Source organism: Pseudonocardia cypriaca (assembly GCF_006717045.1).
Taxonomy (GTDB): Bacteria; Actinomycetota; Actinomycetes; order Mycobacteriales; family Pseudonocardiaceae; genus Pseudonocardia; species Pseudonocardia cypriaca.
Genome location: NZ_VFPH01000003.1, coordinates 1027497 through 1047193 on the forward strand (window position 1 = coordinate 1027497; position 19697 = coordinate 1047193).

Annotated in this window: 23 protein-coding genes; 8 read left to right on the forward strand and 15 right to left on the reverse strand. The window is 71.7% G+C overall.

Going from position 1 to position 19697, the window contains the following annotated elements:
- Positions 1-51 precede the first annotated feature (51 nt).
- Entirely contained in the window at positions 52-396 is a 345-nt protein-coding gene (locus FB388_RS36385) for an antitoxin (protein ID WP_142107199.1), read from the reverse strand.
- 209 nt (positions 397-605) lie between these two features.
- On the opposite strand from FB388_RS36385, the gene FB388_RS36390 reads away from it, so the two are divergent.
- The 3 genes from FB388_RS36390 to FB388_RS36400 are packed head-to-tail and all read left to right on the forward strand — an operon-like array spanning position 606 to position 3206.
- Positions 606-1529 carry an ABC transporter substrate-binding protein gene (locus FB388_RS36390; protein ID WP_246122727.1) on the forward strand — a complete coding sequence of 308 codons (924 nt, stop codon included), beginning with the start codon at positions 606-608 and terminating at the stop codon, positions 1527-1529.
- 10 nt (positions 1530-1539) lie between these two features.
- Positions 1540-2445 (forward strand): amino acid ABC transporter permease, encoded by a 906-nt coding sequence (locus FB388_RS36395; protein WP_246122729.1) that lies wholly within the window; start codon positions 1540-1542, stop codon positions 2443-2445.
- Complete coding sequence (locus FB388_RS36400) at positions 2442-3206, forward strand: amino acid ABC transporter ATP-binding protein (protein WP_142107202.1); 765 nt, start codon at positions 2442-2444, stop codon at positions 3204-3206. Before FB388_RS36395 ends, FB388_RS36400 begins: the two co-directional genes overlap by 4 nt.
- Positions 3207-3222: 16 nt before the next feature.
- On the opposite strand, the gene FB388_RS36405 is transcribed toward FB388_RS36400, so the two are convergent.
- On the reverse strand, positions 3223-4080 hold the full coding sequence (locus tag FB388_RS36405) for a helix-turn-helix transcriptional regulator (protein ID WP_142107203.1): 858 nt from the start codon (positions 4078-4080) through the stop codon (positions 3223-3225).
- A 168-nt stretch (positions 4081-4248) separates the two neighbouring features.
- Between FB388_RS36405 and FB388_RS36410 the strand changes: the two genes are divergently transcribed.
- Both FB388_RS36410 and FB388_RS36415 read left to right on the forward strand, forming a co-directional pair.
- Positions 4249-5304, forward strand: coding sequence for an aldo/keto reductase (locus FB388_RS36410; RefSeq protein ID WP_246122731.1), 1056 nt, complete (start codon positions 4249-4251; stop codon positions 5302-5304).
- A 29-nt stretch (positions 5305-5333) separates the two neighbouring features.
- Positions 5334-5630 carry a putative quinol monooxygenase gene (locus FB388_RS36415; protein WP_142107204.1) on the forward strand — a complete coding sequence of 99 codons (297 nt, stop codon included), beginning with the start codon at positions 5334-5336 and terminating at the stop codon, positions 5628-5630.
- Positions 5631-5664: 34 nt separating this feature from the next.
- Here FB388_RS36415 and FB388_RS36420 read toward each other — a convergent pair whose 3' ends face one another.
- The gene (locus FB388_RS36420) at positions 5665-6834 is read right to left on the reverse strand and encodes an AAA family ATPase (protein WP_142107747.1); all 1170 of its coding nucleotides are present in this window, start codon (positions 6832-6834) and stop codon (positions 5665-5667) included.
- A 60-nt stretch (positions 6835-6894) separates the two neighbouring features.
- Here FB388_RS36420 and FB388_RS36425 point away from each other — a divergent pair, with 60 nt between their 5' ends.
- On the forward strand, positions 6895-7569 hold the full coding sequence (locus tag FB388_RS36425; RefSeq protein WP_142107205.1) for a FadR/GntR family transcriptional regulator: 675 nt from the start codon (positions 6895-6897) through the stop codon (positions 7567-7569).
- 72 nt (positions 7570-7641) lie between these two features.
- Here FB388_RS36425 and FB388_RS36430 read toward each other — a convergent pair whose 3' ends face one another.
- Genes FB388_RS36430 through FB388_RS36465 form a run of 8 tightly spaced genes read right to left on the reverse strand, consistent with a single transcriptional unit; the run spans position 7642 to position 15027 of the window.
- The gene (locus FB388_RS36430; RefSeq protein ID WP_142107206.1) at positions 7642-8607 is read right to left on the reverse strand and encodes an ABC transporter substrate-binding protein; all 966 of its coding nucleotides are present in this window, start codon (positions 8605-8607) and stop codon (positions 7642-7644) included.
- Between the two features lie 46 nt (positions 8608-8653).
- The gene (locus FB388_RS36435) at positions 8654-9664 is read right to left on the reverse strand and encodes an ABC transporter permease (RefSeq protein ID WP_142107207.1); all 1011 of its coding nucleotides are present in this window, start codon (positions 9662-9664) and stop codon (positions 8654-8656) included.
- Positions 9661-11178, reverse strand: a complete 1518-nt coding sequence (locus FB388_RS36440) for a sugar ABC transporter ATP-binding protein (protein ID WP_142107208.1) — start codon at positions 11176-11178, stop codon at positions 9661-9663. The genes FB388_RS36435 and FB388_RS36440 overlap by 4 nt, the downstream gene beginning before the upstream one ends.
- Entirely contained in the window at positions 11175-11576 is a 402-nt protein-coding gene (locus tag FB388_RS36445) for an RbsD/FucU family protein (protein ID WP_142107209.1), read from the reverse strand. Before FB388_RS36445 ends, FB388_RS36440 begins: the two co-directional genes overlap by 4 nt.
- On the reverse strand, positions 11549-12427 hold the full coding sequence (locus tag FB388_RS36450) for an amidohydrolase family protein (protein ID WP_142107210.1): 879 nt from the start codon (positions 12425-12427) through the stop codon (positions 11549-11551). Before FB388_RS36450 ends, FB388_RS36445 begins: the two co-directional genes overlap by 28 nt.
- A complete protein-coding gene (locus tag FB388_RS36455; RefSeq protein WP_142107211.1) occupies positions 12424-13386 on the reverse strand; it encodes an aldo/keto reductase in 963 nt (320 codons plus the stop codon). Before FB388_RS36455 ends, FB388_RS36450 begins: the two co-directional genes overlap by 4 nt.
- Positions 13379-14659: an L-fuconate dehydratase gene (locus FB388_RS36460; protein WP_142107212.1), complete on the reverse strand. Its 1281-nt coding sequence runs from the start codon at positions 14657-14659 to the stop codon at positions 13379-13381. Before FB388_RS36460 ends, FB388_RS36455 begins: the two co-directional genes overlap by 8 nt.
- A gap of 53 nt (positions 14660-14712) precedes the next feature.
- Positions 14713-15027, reverse strand: a complete 315-nt coding sequence (locus FB388_RS36465) for a hypothetical protein (RefSeq protein WP_142107213.1) — start codon at positions 15025-15027, stop codon at positions 14713-14715.
- A gap of 271 nt (positions 15028-15298) precedes the next feature.
- On the opposite strand from FB388_RS36465, the gene FB388_RS36470 reads away from it, so the two are divergent.
- Both FB388_RS36470 and FB388_RS36475 read left to right on the forward strand, forming a co-directional pair.
- A complete protein-coding gene (locus tag FB388_RS36470; RefSeq protein ID WP_142107214.1) occupies positions 15299-16153 on the forward strand; it encodes a fumarylacetoacetate hydrolase family protein in 855 nt (284 codons plus the stop codon).
- Positions 16153-16908 (forward strand): SDR family NAD(P)-dependent oxidoreductase, encoded by a 756-nt coding sequence (locus FB388_RS36475; RefSeq protein ID WP_142107215.1) that lies wholly within the window; start codon positions 16153-16155, stop codon positions 16906-16908. The genes FB388_RS36470 and FB388_RS36475 overlap by 1 nt, the downstream gene beginning before the upstream one ends.
- A 13-nt stretch (positions 16909-16921) precedes the next feature.
- Here the strand turns inward: FB388_RS36475 and FB388_RS36480 are convergent, their stop codons facing one another.
- The 4 genes from FB388_RS36480 to FB388_RS36495 are packed head-to-tail and all read right to left on the reverse strand — an operon-like array spanning position 16922 to position 19643.
- Complete coding sequence (locus tag FB388_RS36480) at positions 16922-17428, reverse strand: class I SAM-dependent methyltransferase (protein ID WP_170225997.1); 507 nt, start codon at positions 17426-17428, stop codon at positions 16922-16924.
- The gene (locus FB388_RS36485; RefSeq protein WP_142107217.1) at positions 17425-17919 is read right to left on the reverse strand and encodes an acyltransferase; all 495 of its coding nucleotides are present in this window, start codon (positions 17917-17919) and stop codon (positions 17425-17427) included. Before FB388_RS36485 ends, FB388_RS36480 begins: the two co-directional genes overlap by 4 nt.
- A complete protein-coding gene (locus tag FB388_RS36490; RefSeq protein WP_170225998.1) occupies positions 17898-18998 on the reverse strand; it encodes a glycosyltransferase in 1101 nt (366 codons plus the stop codon). The genes FB388_RS36485 and FB388_RS36490 overlap by 22 nt, the downstream gene beginning before the upstream one ends.
- 60 nt (positions 18999-19058) lie before the next feature.
- Positions 19059-19643 carry a peroxidase-related enzyme gene (locus tag FB388_RS36495; protein WP_142107219.1) on the reverse strand — a complete coding sequence of 195 codons (585 nt, stop codon included), beginning with the start codon at positions 19641-19643 and terminating at the stop codon, positions 19059-19061.
- Positions 19644-19697: the final 54 nt, after the last annotated feature.

Below are 19697 nucleotides of genomic sequence, written 5' to 3' on the forward strand. Positions count from 1 at the left end.
ACGGCACGTCCCGGAACACCGGGACGTGCCGTTCGACACCGATCGCGAGGCCTACCGCTCGGTCGGGCCGGCCTGGCCGGGCTGGGGCTGCTGCGGCGACGGGGTCGTCGGCGCCGTGTAGTCGGCCGTCTTGCCGAAGCCCGCGTTCTGCTCGTAACCCTGCGTGTAGCCGTTGCCGGTTGCGCCGAAGCCGGGCGTCTGCCGGATCCCGGCGAGCCCCTTCGCCTTGTCGGCTGCGCCGCGGATCTGGCCCGAGTACTTGCCCTTGGTCTGCTTGTCGACGAACGCGGCGGCCTGGTCGAGGTACTTGGCCGCCTTGTCGGGGTTGCTCTTCGCGTAGCGGCGCGCTGCCTCGGCCGCGGTGGCCAGCAGTGCGAGGCGTTTGATCAGGGCCATCGGGTCCTCCGTTGGGGTCGTATCACCGCGGACAACGCGCACACGGTGTCTGCCGGTTCCGGGAGTACCCAACCTAGCCCCGCTCCTCACTGGACATTCCAAACGAATCACTCTGGGTGATGTCACACAACAGTGACCACCGCCGAGGTGTCCGACAGACGTACGAGTGGCAGCATCCCCGCGTAATCACCGCCTACGAGGAGGTCATCGTGCCCGCCATCCGCCGTTCGTTCCCGGCCGCGCTCGGCGCAGCCGCGCTCGCCGTACTCCTCGGGGGGTGCGGGGCCGGCGGCGATGGCAGTGGCGGAGCCGCCCCCGGTGGCGCCGCCGCACCGACCACGGAGCCGGTGCCGGCGGTGACGAAGGACGACGCGCTCGCCGGGATGGTGCCGCAGTCGGTGTCCTCCGACGGTGTCCTCAAGTTCGGGGTGGACGCGTCCTACCCGCCCAACGAGTTCACCGACACCGACGGCACCACGATCATCGGCATGGACGTGGACCTCGGCACGGCCATCGCGCAGAAGCTCGGCCTCAAGGCGCAGTTCGAGAACACCTCGTTCGACGGGATCATCCCCGGCGTCGACGCCGCGAGCTACGAGATGGCGATGTCGTCGTTCACGATCAACGACGAGCGTGTCAAGACCGTCGACATGATCAGCTACTTCTCCGCGGGCACGAGCATCGCCGTCGCCGCCGGCAACCCGCAGAACGTCAACCCGGACGACCTGTGCGGCCTCGCGATCGGCGTGCAGCGCGGCACGGTGCAGGTGGACGACCTCGTGGCCCGCAACGAGGCCTGCAAGGCGGCCGGCAAGCCGGAGATCCAGATGTCGGAGCTGCAGCAGCAGACGGACGTGACCCTTGCGCTGACCGCCAACCGGATCGTCGCGATGCTGGCCGACTCCCCGGTCGTCGCCTACGCGGTCAGCACCACGCAGGGTGCCGTCGAACAGCTCGGCGCCACCTACGACACGGCCCCCTACGGCGTCGTGATCAAGAAGGGGCAGGCCCAGTACCCGGAGGCCGTGCGGGGCGCGCTGCAGGCGTTGATCGAGGACGGCACCTACGAGGCGATCCTCGAGAAGTGGAACGTGTCCGACGGCGCGATCACGACGGCTGAGATCCGGAGCTGACGTGACGGAGGTGTCCCCTCCATCCGAGAGGGAGCGGCCCAAGCCGATCGAGGCGGTGCCCGTGCGGCACCCCGGCCGGTGGGTGGCGGTCGCGGTGCTGGCCGTGCTGGCGGCGATGTTCGTCAACACGGTCCTCACCAACCCGAACTTCCGTTGGCCGATCGTCGGGGAGTACCTGTTCGCCCCGCCGGTGCTCAACGGGCTGCGCAACACGCTGATCCTGACACTGCTGGCGATGCTCGTCGGGATCGTGGGCGGCGTGGCGCTCGCGGTCATGCGGCTGTCGCCGAACCCGGTCCTGTCCTCGGTCTCGGCTCTCTACATCTGGCTGTTCCGCGGCACCCCGCTGATCGCGCAGCTGCTGTTCTGGAACTTCCTCGCCGCGCTCTACCCGCGGCTGTCGCTCGGCATCCCGTTCGGACCCGAGTTCGTCTCGTTCGACACCAACCAGCTGATCAACCAGTTCGCCGCGTGCCTGCTCGGCCTCGGCCTCAACGAGGCCGCCTACATGGCGGAGATCGTGCGCGGCGGGCTGCAGTCGGTCGACCAGGGGCAGAGCGAGGCGGCGGGCGCGCTCGGGATGTCGCGGGCGCAGACGCTGCGCAGGATCGTCCTGCCGCAGGCGATGCGCGTGATCATCCCGCCCACCGGGAACGAGACGATATCGATGCTCAAGACCACGTCGCTCGTGGTCGTGATCGGGTACTTCGAGCTGCTCACCTCGGTGCAGCGCATCTACTCAACGAACTTCCAGACGATCCCGCTGCTCATCGTCGCGGCCGCCTGGTACCTGCTGCTCACCTCGCTCCTTTCGGTCGGGCAGTACTACGTCGAGCGCTACTACGGACGCGGTACCAACCGAGGTCAGACCGGTGCGCGGCTCTTCCCCCGACGCAACCCGGAGCAGCCGGCATGAGCCCCCCGATGGTCGAGGCCGTCGACGTCCACAAGAGCTTCGGGCGGGTCGAGGTCCTGCGCGGCATCGACCTCACGGTCCAGCCCGGTGAGGTGGCCTGCATCATCGGGCCGTCCGGCTCCGGCAAGTCCACGTTCCTGCGCTGCATCAACCACCTCGAGCGCATCGACGCGGGGCAGATGCGGGTGAACGGAGACCTCATCGGCTACCGGGAGTCCGGCGGCAAGCTCTACGAGCTGCGCGAGTCCGAGGTCGCCCGGCAGCGCCGCGAGATCGGCATGGTGTTCCAGCGCTTCAACCTCTTCCCGCACATGACGGCGGCCGAGAACGTCATGGAGGCGCCGCGCACCGTTCGCCGGGATCCCCGGCAGGCCGCCCGCAAGCGCGCCGTGGAGCTGCTCGACCGGGTCGGCCTCATCGACAAGTGCGACACGTACCCCGGGCAGCTCTCCGGTGGTCAGCAGCAGCGGGTGGCGATCGCGCGGGCGCTGGCGATGGAACCCCGGCTGATGCTGTTCGACGAGCCCACCTCGGCGCTCGACCCCGAGCTCGTCGGGGAGGTCCTCGACGTCATGCGCGGCCTCGCCCGCGACGGCATGACGATGGTGGTCGTCACGCACGAGATGGGCTTCGCCCGCGAGGTCGGCGACTCCCTCGTGTTCATGGACGAGGGCCGGGTGGTGGAGGCGGGCGACCCGCGCGAGGTGCTGACCAACCCGCAGCAGGAGCGCACGAAGCTGTTCCTGTCGAAGGTGCTCTGACCACTGGCGGGCGCGGTCAGCGGGCGCGCGCGGTCTCCGCGGCCCACGTCGCCAGCAGCCGCAGCGCCGCGGCCGACGGCGACCCCGCCTCCACGGTGTGGGCGATCAGCGCCTGATCGGGGTCGTCCGGGAGCCGGAGGGTCTCGAACCCCAGGTCGAGCTCGCCGACCACCGGGTGCCGGTAGACGTAGCGGCCGTGGGTCTTGTCCTTCAGCCGGTGCTCGACCCACAGCTCCCGGAAGTCGGCGCTGGCCGCGGACAGCTCGTCGACCAGTGCCGCCATGGCCGGATCGCCCGGGTGCCGCCCGGCGTCCAGGCGCAGGTAGGCCACCACGTCGCCCGCCTTGCTCCGCCAGTCGGCGTACAGGCTGCGGGTGCCCTCGTCCAGGAAGATCAGCCGAGCCAGGTTCCGGTGCCGCCGGGGGAGGGCGCCGAAATCGGTGATGAGCGCCGCCGCCAGCGCGTTCCACGCGAGGACGTCGGTGCCCCGGCCCACCACGTACGCCGGCACGTCGGCGCTCATCTCCATCAGCCGCCGCAGGCCCGGACGGACCTCCTGCGTCCCGGCCAGGACGCCGTCGGCCTCCTGCTCCGGACGCGCCAGCCTGCGGAGGTGCGCCCGCTCGACGTCGTCGAGTTGCAGTGCGCGCGCCACGGCGTCCAGGACGGCGTCGGAGAAGTGCAGTGTCCGCCCCTGCTCGAGCCGCACGTAGTGGTCCACGCTCACCCCGGCGAGCTGCGCCAGCTCCTCCCGGCGCAGGCCGGGAACCCGCCGCCGCCCGCCGAGGTGGCGCAACCCCAGCTTCTCCGGGTCGAGCCGGGCCCGGCGGGACCGGAGGAACTCACCGAGCTCGGCGCGTCGATCGAGGACCATCCACCGATCATCCCCCGATCCGTTCGCGCCGTCCTGGTCATGGCGTGCCCAGGCACCGCGCGCCACTGGTTGCCCCCGGCGGCCGCAACCACGCTCGTGGACGTCGCAGCCGACCTCGCACCCCGTGAGGCCGACCTGCCGCGACGCTCGACGAAGGAGCACCACCACGTGACCACGACGCACCTGCCGGTCCGCCCGCTCGGGGATACCGGCATGCAGATCTCCACCACCGGGCTGGGGGCGTGGGTGATGGGTGGCGGGGACTGGCAGTACGCCTGGGGACCCCAGGACGACGCCGACTCCGTCGCCACCATCCGCCACGCCGTCGCATCCGGCGTCAACTGGATCGACACCGCCGCCGCCTACGGCCTCGGCCACTCGGAGTCGGTGGTCGGCAAGGCGATCGCCGACATCCCCGACTCCGAGCGGCCGCTGATCTTCACCAAGACCGGGCTGGTCTGGGACGACCCGGCCCGGCGCAGCGGCCCGCCGCGCAAGGTCATGACGGCCGCGAGCGTGCGCCGCGAGCTGGAGGCCTCGCTGCGCCGGCTCGGTGTCGACCACGTCGACCTCTACCAGGTGCACTGGCCCGGCGACGGCAAGCTGCTCGTCTGGGGCGGCGAGGACCGGTCCGAGCCCGTGGACGCGACGCCGCTGGAGGAGTACTGGCAGACGATGGCCGACCTCCGCGCCGAGGGGAAGGTCCGGGCCATCGGGCTGTCGAACCACGGTCCGGCCGAGCTGGACCGCGCCGAGGCGGTGGCGCACGTCGACGCGATCCAGCCGCCGTTCTCCGCACTGGGCCGCCAGGCGGCCGAGGAGATCGGGTGGGCCGCCGAGCACGGCGCCGGCGTGATCGTCTACCAGCCGATGCACTCCGGGCTGCTCACCGGCGCGATCGACGCGGCCAGGGTCGCCGGCCTGCCGGACAACGACTGGCGGCGCTCGCACCCCGACTTCACCGCCGACCTCGAACGGAACCTGCAGGTCACCGCGGCGCTCCAGGCCGTGGCGGCTCGGCACGGCACGACCGTGCCCGCCGTTGCGGTGGCGTGGGCGCTCGCGTGGCCGGGCGTCACCGGCGCGATCGTCGGGGCGCGGCGACCGGCGCAGGTCGACGGCTGGACGCCCGGTGCCCGCCTCACCCTCGACCCCGCCGACCTCGACGCGATCGCCGAGGCGATCACCCGCGCCGGCGCCGGCACCGGCCCCGTGCGTCCCTGAACCCGAACTCGAACCGGAGAGGAGCTCCCATGTCCCTCACCGTCGTCGCGGAGTGCCTGGCGGCGCCCGGTCAGGAGGACCGGCTCCGCACGGCCCTCGAGGCGATGATCGAGCCGTCCCTCGACGAGCCCGGCTGCCTCGCGTACCGGCCGTACGTCGACCCGAACGAGCCGGCCCGCATGGTCATCGTCGAGCAGTGGACGGGTCACACCGCCCTCGACGCGCACTTCGAGACCCCGCACTTCCACCACGTCCGCGCGGTGCTGGACCAGATCCTGGCCGAGCCGATGGTGGTGCGGCGGCTGAGCGCGGACGGGGCGAGCTGAGCGGGCGGAGGGCCACGGCGTGGTGGCCCTCCGCTCAGCGCTTCGGCCAGTGCCACGCCGGCCGGTCGAGCAGGTCCTGCCCCGCCAGCACGGTGGCGCCGACCTCCTTCTCCAGCTCCAGCAGGGCGGCGTTGTCGTCGACGGACTCGAGGGCGCGCACGAGCGGCCGCGCGTGCGTGACGACCACGACCTGGGTACGGGCGGCGGCGATCGAGATCAGCGCCGCGAGGGCGGGGAGCAGGTCGGGGTGCAGGCTCGTCTCCGGCTCGTTGAGCACCAGCAGCTCCGGCGGGCGCGGCGTCAGCAGCGCCGCCACCCACAGCAGGTAGCGCAGCGTGCCGTCGGACAGCTCCGCGGCCGACAGCGGCCGCAGCAGCCCGTGCTGGCGGAACCTCAGCTCGAACCGGCCGTCCTCGCCCGCCGCCACCTCCAGGCGGGAGCCGGGGAACGCGTTGTCGACGGCCGCCCGCAGGCCCTCGGCGTCGCCGATCTCCTTGATCGTCTGCAGGGCGGCCGCGAGGTCGGCGCCGTCGTGGTCGAGCACCGGGGTGCGCGTACCCACCCGGGACCGGCGCGCGGGAGCGTCGGCGTCGGTGCGGAAGTGGTCGTAGAACCGCCACGAGCGGATGCGCTCCCGCACGAGCAGCACCTCGGGCGAGATCCGCGGGTCGGCGAACGCGGTGAGCATGCTGTCGGTGAGCCCGATGCGGTGCGGGTCCCGGCCCCACGCCCCGCTCTGCTCGCGGGTCCGCACGACCGGCCCCGCCCGGTCGGCGAGCAGCGCGGCGGGCTTCAGCACCGGGCCGCGCCACACGCACTCCCGCTTGAACTCGGGATCGCGGTTGAAGGCGGTCTCCGTGGGGATCGGCATGCCCAGGTCGAGGGCGTAGCCGAACTCGTCGCCCGCGAAGCCGAGCCGGAGCCCGACGGGCTTGGTGCGTCGCGTTCCCTGGACCGGCGCCCTGCCCGCGCGCACCGCGCGCCCCACCGACTCCGGGCCGGCCCACAACGCGGACGGCAGCCCGCCCTCCCGCGCGAGCGCGGCGACCGCCCCGTCGCGCGCGGCGTCGGCCAGCAGCCGCAGCGCCCGGTACAGGCTCGACTTCCCGCTCCCGTTCGCCCCGGTGACGACGGTGAGCCGGGACAGCGGCAGCACGAGATCACGCAGCGAGCGGTAGTTCTCGACGGCCAGCGTGGTGAGCACCTCGCAGACGCTATGCGTCGGCACTGACACGAGCGTCCGCGGTGCTGCCAGACTCCACGGGTGGCCGTCACCGACGAGGCGATCCTCAAGATCAAGGCGATGATCCGGTCCGGCGAGCTGCGTCCAGGCGACAGGCTCCCGCCGGAGAAGGAGCTGTCCGAGGCGCTCGGGCTCTCCCGCAGCTCCCTGCGCGAGGCCGTGAAGGCCCTCGAGGTGATCCGCGTGCTCGACGTCCGACGAGGTGACGGCACCTACGTCACCAGCCTGACGCCCGACATCCTGCTCGACGCGATGTCGTTCGTCGTCGACATCCACCAGGACTCGTCGGTCCTGGAGCTGTTCGAGGTGCGCCGCATCCTGGAGCCGGCCGCGGCCACCCTCGCCGCCCCGCGCGCAACGGCCGCCGACATCGAGCACCTGCACGACCTGCTCGCCCAGGCGCACAGCACCACGTCGGTGGACGACCTCGTGGCCCACGACCAGGTGTTCCACCGGTACATCGCCGAGCTGGCCGGCAACGCCTACCTGACGAGCCTGCTCGAGACGCTGTCGAGCAGCACCCTGCGCGCCCGGATCTGGCGGGGGTTGTCCGAGGAGGGCGCGGTGGAGCGCACGCTGACCGAGCACCGGGCGATCATCGAGGCACTGGCACGAGGCGACGCGACGCTCGCGGCCGCGCACGCCACCGTGCACATCAACGGCGTGGCGGAGTGGCTCCGGCAGGCGATGGGCTGACCCCAGACGTCAGCAAAGCCACTTTCACGACGCGTGGCGCCATGAAAGTGGCTTTGCTGACGTTTCGGGGGCTTACTGGTACAGCAGCGGCTGGATCTCCGCGCTGTCGATGTTGCTCTTGTCGTACCAGAAGAAGCCCGTGTCGATCACCTTCGGCAGCTGCTCGCCGCGGTGGGCCTTGGCCGCCGCGTCGACGAGCGCCTTGCCCATGCCGATCGGGTCCTGGGTGACCGCGCCGAGCATCTGCCCGTTCCTGATCGCCTCGATCTGGCCGGTGCCGGAGTCGAAGCCGATGACGGTGAGCCCGGTCTTGCCGCTCTCCGCGACGCCGCGGAGCACGCCGATCGCCGAGCCCTCGTTGGCGGCGTAGATCCCGCGCAGGTCCGGGTTGGCGGCGATGATCGCCTTGGTGATGTCGGCGGACTTGGCCTGGTCGCCGCCGCCGTACTGCGGGTCGAGGACCTGGACGCCCGGTGCGTTGGTGCGCATCCACTCGAGGAAGCCGTCGCGGCGGTCCTGCCCGGTGCGGCTGGTCTGGTCGTGCACGACCAGACCGACCTTGCCGCTGCCGCCGAGCGCCTCGGCCATGTGCTTCGCGGCCTCGGCGGCTGCGGCCTTGTTGTCGGTGGCCGCGGTGGTGAGCGGGATGTCGCTGTCGACCCCGGAGTCGAACGCGATCACGGGGATGTTGCTGCTCCGCGCCTGCTGGAGCAGCGGGGCCGCGGCACGCGAGTCGAGGGCGGCGAAGCCGAGCACGTCGGGCTGGCGGCCCAGCGCGTTGGTCAGCATCGTCACCTGGGCCTCGACCTCGGACTCGCTGGCCGGCCCCTCGAAGCTGATCCGCACGCCCTGCACGGCCGCTTCCTGCTCGGCGCCCTGCTTGACGGCCTGCCAGAACTGGTGCTGGAAACCCTTGGAGACGATTGCGATGTACGGCTGCTCGCCGCCCCCGCCCGCGTCGGACGAGCCGCCGCACGCCGCGGCCGTCAAGGCGAAGGCGGCCGCCGCGAAAGCCGCTCCGATCCGGTGGATCCGCATGTCGATCGAGCTCCCTTGGTCGAGCGTGGTGGAGAAAATCTAGCGGTCAGGCGGTGGTGCTCTTGCGTGCCCGGTCTGCGTACACGGCGAGCAGGATCACACAGCCGAGGATGACGTTCTGCCATTCCTGCGGGATCGACATGATCTGCAACCCGTTGTTCAGCACGGAGATGATCAGGGCACCGATGACCGTACCGACGATCGAGCCCTTGCCCCCCGAGAGGGAGGTGCCTCCGATCACGACGGCCGCGATCGCCTGGAGCTCGTAGCCCATGCCGGTGGCGGGCTGCGCCGAGCCGAGGCGGGCCGAGATCATCACGCCCGCGAGACCGGTGAACAGGCCGGCGAGCGTGTAGATGACGATCTTCCACCGGCGCACGTCGATGCCGGAGAGCGCGGTGGCCTCCTCGTTGCTGCCGATCGAGTAGGTGTAGCGCCCGAGCACCGTCTTGTTGAGCAGCACACCGGCGATCACAGCGGCCAGCGCCAGGATGATCACGGCGTTGGGGAAGTTGGCGCCGGGGATGATGCTGCCGATCGAGATGTCGATGTAGGACGGCGTCTGGTCGAAGTAGATCGGCGTGCTGTTCGAGACGACCAGCGCCAGGCCCTGCGCCACCAGCATCATCGCCAGCGTCGCGATGAACGGCGGCAGCCCGAGCACGGCCACGTTCAGGCCGTTGATCAGCCCGAGCAGCCCGCCGAAGAGGATCGCGCCGAGCACGCCGAGCGGCAGCGGGACCCCCGCGTTGACGATCAGCACCCCCGACATCACGGCGCACAGCGTCATGCCGGTGCCGATCGACAGGTCGATGCCACCCGTGATGATCACGAAGGTGGTGCCGAGCGCGAGCGTGCCGATCACGACCGTCGAGAACAGGATGTTGGTGATGTTGCCGTAGTTGAAGAAGTTCGGGCTGACGATCGAGAAGAACACGAAGATCACGAGCAGGCTCGCGAATGCGAGGAACTGCTGCAGCCCGGCCCGCAGCGACTGGCGCACCCCTGCGGGCGCTTCCTTGCGCTGCTCCTCCTCGGTGGCGGTGGGAGTTGTCAACTGACTGCCTCCGTCTCCGGGCGCAGGGTGGCGAAGTGCATGACGCTCTCCTGGGTTGCTTCTGCTGCGTCGAGTTGCCCGGTGACCCGGCCCTCGCTCATCACGACGACCCGGTGCGACATCCTCAGCACCTCCGGCAGCTCGGAGGAGATCATGATGATCGACTTGCCCTGGGCGGCGAGATCGTTCAGGAGCCGGTAGATCTCCTCCTTGGCACCCACGTCGATGCCGCGGGTCGGCTCGTCGAAGATCAGGACGTCGCAGTCCTTGACCAGCCACTTGGCGATGACGACCTTCTGCTGGTTGCCGCCGGAGAGGAACTTGGCGGTCTGGTCGATCGACGGCGTCCGGATGCGCAGGGACTCCACGACCTCGCGGGAGCGCGCCCGCATCGCGCGGTCGCGGACGAACCCCCACGACTGGAACTTCTCGCGGATCGAGCTGAGCCCGACGTTCGCGTTGACGTCCTGGTCCAGCAGCAGCCCGAGGTGCTTGCGATCCTCTGACAGGTAGCCGATGCGGTGCTTGGCCGCCTCGGCGGGCGTGGTGATCCGCACCGGCGTCCCGCGCAGCTCGACCGTGCCGGACTCGACCGGATCCGCACCGACCAGCGCACGGGCGACCTCGGTGCGCCCGGCCCCCATCAGCCCGGCGAAACCGAGGATCTCGCCCTCGCGCAGGTCGAACGAGACGTCCTTCAGCAGGTCCTTGGTGGTGAGCCCGCGCACCGACAGCACGACCGGCCGGTCCGCCCGCACCCCTTCCGGCCCGAGCCCGCCCGTGATCTCGCGGCCCACCATGCGCGAGATGACCTCGGGCATCGTCGTGGTGGCCGTGTCGAGGGTGTCGATGTAGCGGCCGTCGCGGATCACGGTGATCCGGTCGCTGATCGCCTTCAGCTCGTCCATCCGGTGCGAGATGTAGATGACGCCGGTGTCCGGGCGGCGGAAGCGCCGGATGAGGTCGTGCAGCACCCGCACCTCGGCGTCGTTCAGCGCAGCCGTGGGCTCGTCCATGATCAGGATGCGGGGCTCGTAGGACAGGGCCTTCGCGATCTCCACCATCTGCTGCTTCGCGACGGTCAGGTCGCCCACCCGCTGCCCGGGCTTCAACGGCATGTGCAGCCGGTCGAGCAGCTCGGCGGCCTTCGCCTCGAGGGCCCGCTCGCCGAGGAAGAACCGCCCGGCCTTCGGCTCGCGGCCGATGAAGATGTTCTGCGCGACCGTGAGGTCGGGCATCAGGTTGAACTCCTGGTGGATGATGCTGATGCCCTGCGCCAGCGCGTCGCGCGGACCGGAGACCTGCAGCGGCTCCCCGTCGAGGAAGAACTCGCCCTCGTCCGGCGTGTAGATGCCGGACAGCAGCTTCATCAGCGTCGACTTGCCAGCGCCGTTCTCCCCGACGAGCGCGAGCACCTCGCCGCGGCGCAGCTCGATGTGCATGTCCTGCAGCGCCCGGACGCCGGGGAAGCTCTTCCCGACGCCCTTGGCCTGCAACAACAGCGGCTCGGTCATCCCACGACGCCCTTCCGCAGTATCGCGTTGCCGTACACGCGGGTCTCGCCGGTGCGCACGATCAGGTAGGCGGGCGCGGCCGCGTCGTAGAAGGCGAACCGGTCGAGGAAGCGCACGTCGCTGGTGCCCGATGCGGCGACCAGCTCCTCCTGCACGGGGAGCTGCTCGCCGTCCGGGGTGGCCATGAGGTCGACGGCAGGCGCGTCGTCCAGCGGCACGACCGTGCGGATCGCGGCCATGAGGTCGGGCGTCGCGACGCCGGGCAGATCGAGCACGCGGGCCGCCAGCCGGTGGGCCGGGAAGTGCGCGTCGGCGAGCACGACGGCGTCCGAGTGCCCCATCGCGTCCAGGTGGAGGAGCAGCGGCCCCGTCAGGAGCGGGTGGATACCGGAGAGCACGGTCCCTCCTCTGATGTCGTCGGTACCGGCAGCCCGTACACGCGCTGCGCGGTACCGGTGAGGATCTTGCCCTGCTCCTCGTCGGTCAGCTCACCGAGGAGCTCGGACAGGACCTCCCAGGTGCCGCCGTACCCTGCCGTGAGCAAGGTCATCGGCCAGTCGCTGCCCCACATCAGCCGGGCCGGGCCGAACAGCTCGAGCGCCGTCTCCCACGAAGGGCGGATCACGGCCACCGTGAACGGCTCGCCGCGCACCTGCAGCCCCGACACCTTCGCCACGGTGTTCGGGCGCGCCGCGACCGCGGCGAACGCCTCCCGCCACTGCGGGAGGTCCGGCTTCCCGTGCGGCGGTTTGCCCAGGTGGTCGAGCACGACGGTGAGCTCCGGCAGCGCCCCGGCCAGCTCCGCCGTGGCGGTGAGGTGGCGCGGCCATGCGTCCGGCACGTCGTAGGGCAGGCCGCGCTCGGCCAGCATCCCGAGCGAGGTGCGCACGGCGGGCAGCGCGAGGAAGTCGTCCCGCGGGTCGTCGTGCACGAGGTGGCGCACGCCGCGGAACGCGGGGTCGGCGGTGAACCGGTCGAGCTGGGCCGAGGCGGTCGACGGGTCGTCCAGCTGCACCCATCCGACGACGCCTGCCACCCACTCGTGCTCGGCCGCGACCTCGAGCATGAACTCCGTGTCGGCCACCGAGTCCTCCGCCTGCACGAGCACCGCCCGCTCCACGCCGACCGCGGCCAGCTCGCCGGCCGCGCGCTCGGCGGTGATCGTGGTGTGCAACGGGCCGAGCTCGGGCGTGATCCACGAGTACGCGCTGCGCTGCAGGTCCCACAGGTGCAAGTGGGCGTCGATCACGACAGGAACCCCTCTTCGGCGAGTTCCTCCCACAGCCGGTCGGGCAGCTCCTCGGCGACCCGCTGCACGTTCTGGCGCACGTGCTCCGGCTCCGTGGCGCCGAGCACGACCGAGCGGACCACCGGCTCGCGCAGCGGGAACTGCAGCGCGGCGGCCGGGAGCTCCACGCCGTGCTTCCCGCACACCATCGCGAGCCGCTGCGCCTTCTCGACGACCTCGGCGGGCGCGTCGCCGTACTCGTAGCGGGCTCCGGGGCCGGGCGTGGACGTGGCGAGCAGCCCGGAGTTGAACGCGCCGGCGACGACGATCCCGATGCCGCGCTCCCGGCACTCCGGGATCAGCTCGGGTGCGGCCGGCTGCTCGAGCAGCGTGTACCGGCCGGCGACCATGAGCAGGTCGAGGTCGCCCGTGCGCACGCCTGCCAGGTGGGCGGGCACCGACTTGGACCCGATGCCCACCGCGCGCACGAGGCCCTCCTCGCGCAGCGCGACGAGGGCGGGCACGGCGCTCGCGACGGACGCCTCCATGTCGGGGTACTCGTCGGGATCGTGCAGGAACAGCACGTCGACGTGGTCGAGGCCGAGCCGCTCCAGCGACTCGTCGAGGCTGCGCCGCACGCCGCCGGGCGAGGGGTCCCACACCCGGCGCGGGTCGGCCGGCACGACGAAGCCGCCTTCCTCGTCCAACCCATCTGATGTTTCCGGGCTCGGCTCCAGCCGCCTGCCGACCTTGGTGGAGATGACGAACTCGTCCCGCGGCTTGGTGGCGAGGAAGGCGCCGAGCCTGCGCTCGGAAAGCCCCAGCCCGTAGTGCGGCGCCGTGTCGAAGTAGCGGATGCCGCACTCCCAGGCCGCCTCCAGCACACCGTGCGCCTGCTCGTCGGACATGGCCGTGAAGAGGTTGCCGAGGTTGGCGCCGCCGAAGCCGAGCCTCCCCAACGGGGGCACGCGGTCAGGCATCGCTGGTCACCGTGTACCCGGCCAGCGAGGCGGCGTGCATCTCGGTACCGGCACCGGGCTCGGTGGGGGTCCGGTACCGGCCGCCCGTCACCTGGACCGGCGTGACGAAGTGCTCGTGGAGGTGGTCCACGAACTCGATCATGCGCCCGTCGAGCGTGCCGGACACGGCGACGTAGTCGAACATCGCCAGGTGCTGCACGGCCTCGCAGAGCCCCACCCCACCGGCGTGCGGGCAGACCGGCACCCCGAACTTCGCCGCGAGCAGCAGCATCGCCACGTTCTCGTTGACGCCTGCCACGCGCGTGGCGTCGATCTGGAGCACCTGCAGCGCGTCGTGGGCGAGGAACTGCTTGGCGAGCACCCGGTTGGCCATGTGCTCCCCGGTCGCCACCGGGATCGGCGCGATGCCGCGGGCGATGGCCGCGTGGCCGAGCACGTCGTCGGGGCTGGTAGGCTCCTCCACCCACGCGAGGTCGAAGCGCGCCAGCTCCTTGATCCACGCGATCGCGTCCGCGACGTCCCAGCGCTGGTTGGCGTCCACCGCGATCCGGATGTCCGGCCCCACCACCTCGCGGGCGATCCGCAGCCGCCGCACGTCGTCCTCGAGGTCGCCGCCGACCTTGAGCTTGATCTGGTCGAACCCCTCCTCGACGGCCTCGCGGGACAGGCGCGCGAGCTTCTCGTCGTCGTAGCCGAGCCAGCCGGGGGTCGTCGTGTAGGCGGGGTAGCCCTCCTCCAGCAGCCGCGCCTCCCGCTCGGCGCGGCCCGGCTCTGCGGCGCGCAGGATCCGCAGCGCCTCCTCGGGGGTGAGCGCGTCGGTGAGGTAGCGGAAGTCGACGAGGTCGACGAGCTGCTCGGGGGTCATCGCGGCCAGCACCTGCCACAGCGGCCGGCCCTCCCGCTTGGCACGCAGGTCCCACAGCGCGTTGACGACCGCGCCGATCGCCATGTGCATGACGCCCTTCTCCGGGCCCAGCCAGCGCAGCTGCGAGTCGTGCACCAGCTCGCGCCACGTGTCGCCCATCGCGGCGAGCAGCGGCTCGACGTCCCTGCCGACGAGGTGACCGGAGAGGGCCTCGATCGCGGCGACCTGCACGTCGTTGCCCCGGCCGATGGTGAAGACGAACCCGTGGCCGGAGTCGCCGGCATCCGTAACGATCCGGACGTAGGCCGCCGAGTAGTCGGGGTCGGGGTTCATCGCATCCGAGCCGTCGAGCTGGAGCGAAGTGGGGAACCGCACGTCCGCGGTCTCCAAAGCGGTGATGCGGCTCACGCGCAGTCCTTTCTGCCGATGCGGGCCCACCGTAGACATCGGATGTCTACTGGTCAAGAAGCGCGTCCGGCCCCCACCCGAGACGAGTCGGCAGCGAGCACGAACACGGCGGCGAGCGGACCGACCGCCCCGACGTGGAGACCGCGAGGTAGTGCGCCCCGGTCGAACACCACGGCGGAGCAGGGCGAGGCAGCCGCGGGGATCACCTCGTCCCTCGTGCTGGGCACCATCACGAGCACGATGGCCCGGCCACGGCGCGCCGGGCCGGCGAGCGCCGCCGCCGCCGACGTCGCGCTCGCGGTGTGGAGCGCCGCTCCGACGACGCGGGTCGCGAGGACGGCCGGGAGGGTGGGCGCGCGTGCCGTCAATCCGTTCCCCCGCCGAACAACAACAGCGTGGAGATCTCCACGGCGGCCACCCTGTTCGATGCCATCGCCCGGCGCTTCGACGACGCCGCCTTCCAGGGCTGCGCCTCCATCCGAAGGATGCGGCCGCCGCCCCGCGGGCGAAGCGGATCGCCTCCGCGCTGGTGGCCGCGCAGTCCTGACCACATTCGCGGGCCGCGGGTCGATCACAGGCCTCGCGGCAGGTAGGTTCCGTCTCGGACATCAGATCTTTCGACGACCGTCAGGAGCCGCGATGAAGCTCGCTCGCCTCGGACCAGCCGGAGCCGAGATCCCGGCACTCGTCACCGACACCGGCACCTACGACCTGCGCGGGCTCGCCCGCGACATCGACGGCGGCTTCTTCGCCAGGGATGGCGTGGCCGAGGTGCGCGCGGCCGCCGAGGCGGGATCGCTCCCCGTGCTGGAGGGCGCGGCGGACCTGCGCACCGGGTCGCCGATCGCCCGCCCGGGCGCGGTGATCTGCATCGGGATGAACTACGCGGCGCACGCCGCCGAGTCCGGGGCGGCGCCGCCGGAGCACCCGGTGGTCTTCTTCAAGACGCCGAACACCGTCGGCGGCCCGAACGACGACGTCGCCATGCCGCGCAGCGAGCACGCCAAGGTCGACTGGGAGGTCGAGCTCGGCCTCGTGATCGGCAGCACCGCGGCGTACCTCGAGTCCCCCGAGCAGAGCCTCGCCCACGTGGCCGGCTTCGTCGTGGCCGACGACCTGTCGGAGCGCTACGCCCAGATCGAGGTCTCGGGCGGCCAGTGGAGCAAGGGCAAGTGCGCGCCCGGTTTCTGCCCGACCGGGCCGTGGCTGGTCACGCCGGACGAGGTGGACCACGGCAACCTGCGCCTGCGCAGCTGGGTGAACGGCGAGCCGCGCCAGGACTCCACCACCAAGGACATGATCTTCGACGTCGGGTTCCTCGTCTGGCACCTCTCCCAGTTCATGACGCTCGAACCGGGCGACCTGGTGATCACGGGCACCCCGCAGGGCGTCGCCCTGTCCGGGCGCTTCCCGTTCCTGAAGGCAGGCGACGTGGTCGAGATCGAGATCGAGGGGCTCGGTCGCCAGCGCCACACCATGGTGGAGGGCCGCTGATGGCAGGGGAGTTCGACGGTCTCGTCGCGGCCGTCACCGGAGGGGCGTCGGGGATCGGGGCGGCGATCGCGCTGCGCCTCATGGCCGACGGCGCCCGCGTCGCCGTGCTCGACCGGGACGTGAGCAACCCGCCCGAAGGCGCGCTCGCCGTGCAGGCCGACGTCACCGACGACGCCTCGGTGCGCGCCGCGGTCGACCGCGTGCTGCAGGAGTGGGACCGCCTCGACGTGCTCGTGAACAACGCGGGTATCGGGGCGCAGGGCACCGTCGCCGACAACCCCGACGACGAGTGGCACCGGGTGCTGGACGTCAACCTGCTCGGGATGGTCCGCGTCACCCGCGCGGCCCTCCCGGCCCTGCGGAAGTCGCCGTCCGCGGCGATCGTCAACACCGGCTCGATCGCCGCCACGGCGGGCATCCCGCAGCGGGCCGTCTACAGCGCGAGCAAGGGCGCCGTGCACGCCCTCACCAGGGCGATGGCGGCCGACCACCTCGCCGAGGGCATCCGGGTCTGCGCCGTCGCACCGGGCACGGCCGACACCCCGTGGGTCGGGCGGCTGCTGGAGCGCGCCGACGACCCGGCCGCGGAGCGCGCCGCGCTCGAGGCGCGCCAGCCGCACGGGCGGCTCGTGTCGGCCGAGGAGGTGGCGGGCGCGGTGGCCTACCTGGCCAGCCCGCACTCGACGTCGACCACCGGCATCGTGCTCGCCGTGGACGGCGGGATGCAGGAGCTGCGGCTGCGGCCGAAGGGGTAGCCGGCGGCCGTGATCAGGGTTTGCGGGCGTAGACGCGGAGGTTCCGCACGTCGTAGGTGAACAGCTCCTCCACCACGAAGTGCTCGGCCACCGCGGCGCGCAGGAACTCGGCGTCGAACAGCGTGTGGTGGGCGTTCCAGATCCACAGCGGCACGCCGCGCTCGTCGGTTCCCTTGTGCGCCGCCCGGTCCGAATGGCCGCCGAGGATCCAGTGGTTGGCCTCGGCGGTGTCGATCTCGTCGCGCACCCACTGGCCGGCCACGAACCGCGCGTCGGGCACGCCGATGTCGACCGGGGCCCCGGGACGCAGCACGCGGGCCCACTCGCGCAGCGTCTCCGTCACGAGCTCGTAGCTCTGGTGCTCGAGCACGTGGTTGGCGCGCAGCGCGTCCAGGGACCCCGTGGTGAACGGCAGCCGGTCGACCGCGCAGCGCACCGCGATCCCGGGCAGCGCGAGCACGTCGACGTGCAGGTCGTAGTCGGGGTGTGGCCGCTCCCCGGCGCCGATCTCCAGCCTCACGCGGTACGCGCGATCGTCTTGATCACCTTGGCCGGCCGCCCGGCCACCACCGTGTACGGCTCGACGTCCTCCCGCACGAGCGAGCCCGCCGCGACGACAGCGTGCTCGCCGATCGTGACCGGGCCGAGCACGAGCACATGGCTCGCCAGCCACACGCCGTCGCCGATCACCACGTCGCGACCGGAACGGGGGAACCCGAGCTGGCGGTCGCGCCCGAACAGCTCGATGTCGTGGGTGCCGGTGAGCACGGCGACGTCGTGGCCGAAGAAGGCGTACTCGCCGAGCGTGATCGTGCCGCCGGACATGTTGAACAGGGCGTTGTTGACCACGGCGGTGTCCGGGATGTGGAGCCGGGAGCGGTCACCGTGCCAGCGGTAGGAGTAGAGGGCGTCGAGCTTCAGCTCCGCCACCTGCTCTGCCACCTTTTGGGCCACCAGGGCCTCGACCGGACCACGCAGCACTCTGGCGATCACGCGGTCAAGCAGTCGCATCCGGGGCCTCCGTCCTCGCCGGTCGCCGAATGGTGGCACACCTGCACGCCGGTCAGCAGCCGGTCGAGGCGGCGGGCCAGTGCCTCGATGCCGAAGTGCTCCTCTGCGATCTTCTCGTTGTGGTCGAGCAGGACGGGGTCCGGACGGGCCAGCCACGCCTCGAGCTCCGCCGGGTCGTCGACCGGGAACCAGCGGAAGCCGAACGCCCGTAGCTCGGCCGCCACCGGGAAGTCGCCCACGACGATGGGCTTGCGGTGCAGTGCCGACTCGATCAGCGGGAGCCCGAATCCCTCCCACGACGACGGCAGCACCACCGCATCGCACGCGGCGTAGGCGGCCGCCACGTCCACCCCGTCGGGGAGCCTGCGCCGCACCGGCACCCGGGCGCGCTCCAGCAGCCGGTCCAGCTCGTACGCGTAGCCGTCCTCGACGGGACCGGTGAGCCAGAACGTGGCCCCGAGCGTCTCGGCGATGCTCAGGCCGACGTCGACGTTCTTGCGGGGGATCGCCCGCGTCGGCTGGAGGATCAGCAGCTCGGAGCCGATGCCGAGGGCGGCTCGCACCGGGTCCCGCGCCTCCGCGCGGCGCTCCTCGGAGAAGCCGTGGTAGATCGTGGTGGCCACGATCCCGCGACGGGCGGCGAGCTCTGAGCGGGCGAGCTCGTTGACGGTGACGTGGCGCCATGCGGGGTCGTCCGGCGGCCACGCGGTGACGTCGGCGTACCGCTCCCGTTCCCATGGCAGGTCGTGGTGGCGCAGCACGGCGGGGCGTCCGCGCAGGTACTCCGCCACCGCCTCGCCTGCCTCGATGTTCATCGGCAGCGAGCAGATGTTGTCGGCGACCACGACGTCGGCGTCGTCCAGCGCGGCGGCGAGCGCGTGCTGCGACGGCGGGCGCGCCGCGTCGAGGGCGAGGCCGGGCACGATCACGTCCGGCTCACCGTCGCCCGCGACCGTGCGCACCCGCATGCCGAGACGTTGCAGCGCGCCGGCCCACTGGTCCGCCGTGACCGACACGCCGTCGGCCGTACCCAGGCGGTAGGAGACGATCGCCGCCCGCTTCCCGAACAGGTTCGCCATCATGCGATCGTCTCCGTTCTCGGTCACAGCCACGTGTACGCGTGGTTGCGCGCCGGGATCTCAGGTTCGGGGCAGCCTTCCCATCAGGTAGAACTCCGGATTCGGCCGCAGCGCCGTGAGGTGCGCGAGCCGGTTGGACATCGCGAACAGCGCCGTGATGGCGCCGACGTCCCATATCTCCTCGTCGGTCAGCCCGGCGGCCCGCGCGTCGTCGAGCTCCGCCTCGGTGAGCGCAGCGGAGTCGGTGGCGATCAGCAGCGCCAGGTCGACGATCGCACGCTCGCGCCTGCTCAGCTCCACAGCCCACGGGTTGCTCGCCACCCGGTCGGCGATCTCCGGGTCCTTCGTGCGGACGCGCAGGATCGCGCCGTGGGCCACGATGCAGTAGGTGCAGTGGTTCGCGCCCGACGTCGCGACGACCACCAGTTCCCGCTCGGCCTTGCTCAACCCGTCGTCGGAGTCCATCAGCGCGTCGTGGTAGTCGAGGAATGCGCGCAGCTCCGCGGGCCTGCGCGCGAGGGCGCGGAACACGTTGGGCACGAATCCCGATTTCTCGGCGATGGCACCCACCCGTGCCCGCAGGTCGTCGGGCATGTCCTCCAGCTCGACGTGGCCGAACCGGCTCACGGGGACCGCGTCTGTCATGGATAGACGCTAACCCGCGGCGCATTCCCCTCATAGCGGTCGACGGAGCGTCGC

What these genes read in the sequence shown, in the direction of transcription:
- FB388_RS36385 (WP_142107199.1), bottom strand. Translation starts at nt 396, where the DNA reads ATGGCCCTGATCAAACGCCTCGCACTGCTGGCCACCGCGGCCGAGGCA.
- FB388_RS36400 (WP_142107202.1), top strand. Translation starts at nt 2,442, where the DNA reads ATGAGCCCCCCGATGGTCGAGGCCGTCGACGTCCACAAGAGCTTCGGG.
- FB388_RS36405 (WP_142107203.1), bottom strand. Translation starts at nt 4,080, where the DNA reads ATGGTCCTCGATCGACGCGCCGAGCTCGGTGAGTTCCTCCGGTCCCGC.
- FB388_RS36415 (WP_142107204.1), top strand. Translation starts at nt 5,334, where the DNA reads ATGTCCCTCACCGTCGTCGCGGAGTGCCTGGCGGCGCCCGGTCAGGAG.
- FB388_RS36430 (WP_142107206.1), bottom strand. Translation starts at nt 8,607, where the DNA reads ATGCGGATCCACCGGATCGGAGCGGCTTTCGCGGCGGCCGCCTTCGCC.
- FB388_RS36440 (WP_142107208.1), bottom strand. Translation starts at nt 11,178, where the DNA reads ATGACCGAGCCGCTGTTGTTGCAGGCCAAGGGCGTCGGGAAGAGCTTC.
- FB388_RS36455 (WP_142107211.1), bottom strand. Translation starts at nt 13,386, where the DNA reads ATGCCTGACCGCGTGCCCCCGTTGGGGAGGCTCGGCTTCGGCGGCGCC.
- FB388_RS36470 (WP_142107214.1), top strand. Translation starts at nt 15,299, where the DNA reads ATGAAGCTCGCTCGCCTCGGACCAGCCGGAGCCGAGATCCCGGCACTC.
- FB388_RS36475 (WP_142107215.1), top strand. Translation starts at nt 16,153, where the DNA reads ATGGCAGGGGAGTTCGACGGTCTCGTCGCGGCCGTCACCGGAGGGGCG.
- FB388_RS36485 (WP_142107217.1), bottom strand. Translation starts at nt 17,919, where the DNA reads ATGCGACTGCTTGACCGCGTGATCGCCAGAGTGCTGCGTGGTCCGGTC.
- FB388_RS36490 (WP_170225998.1), bottom strand. Translation starts at nt 18,998, where the DNA reads ATGGCGAACCTGTTCGGGAAGCGGGCGGCGATCGTCTCCTACCGCCTG.
- FB388_RS36495 (WP_142107219.1), bottom strand. Translation starts at nt 19,643, where the DNA reads ATGACAGACGCGGTCCCCGTGAGCCGGTTCGGCCACGTCGAGCTGGAG.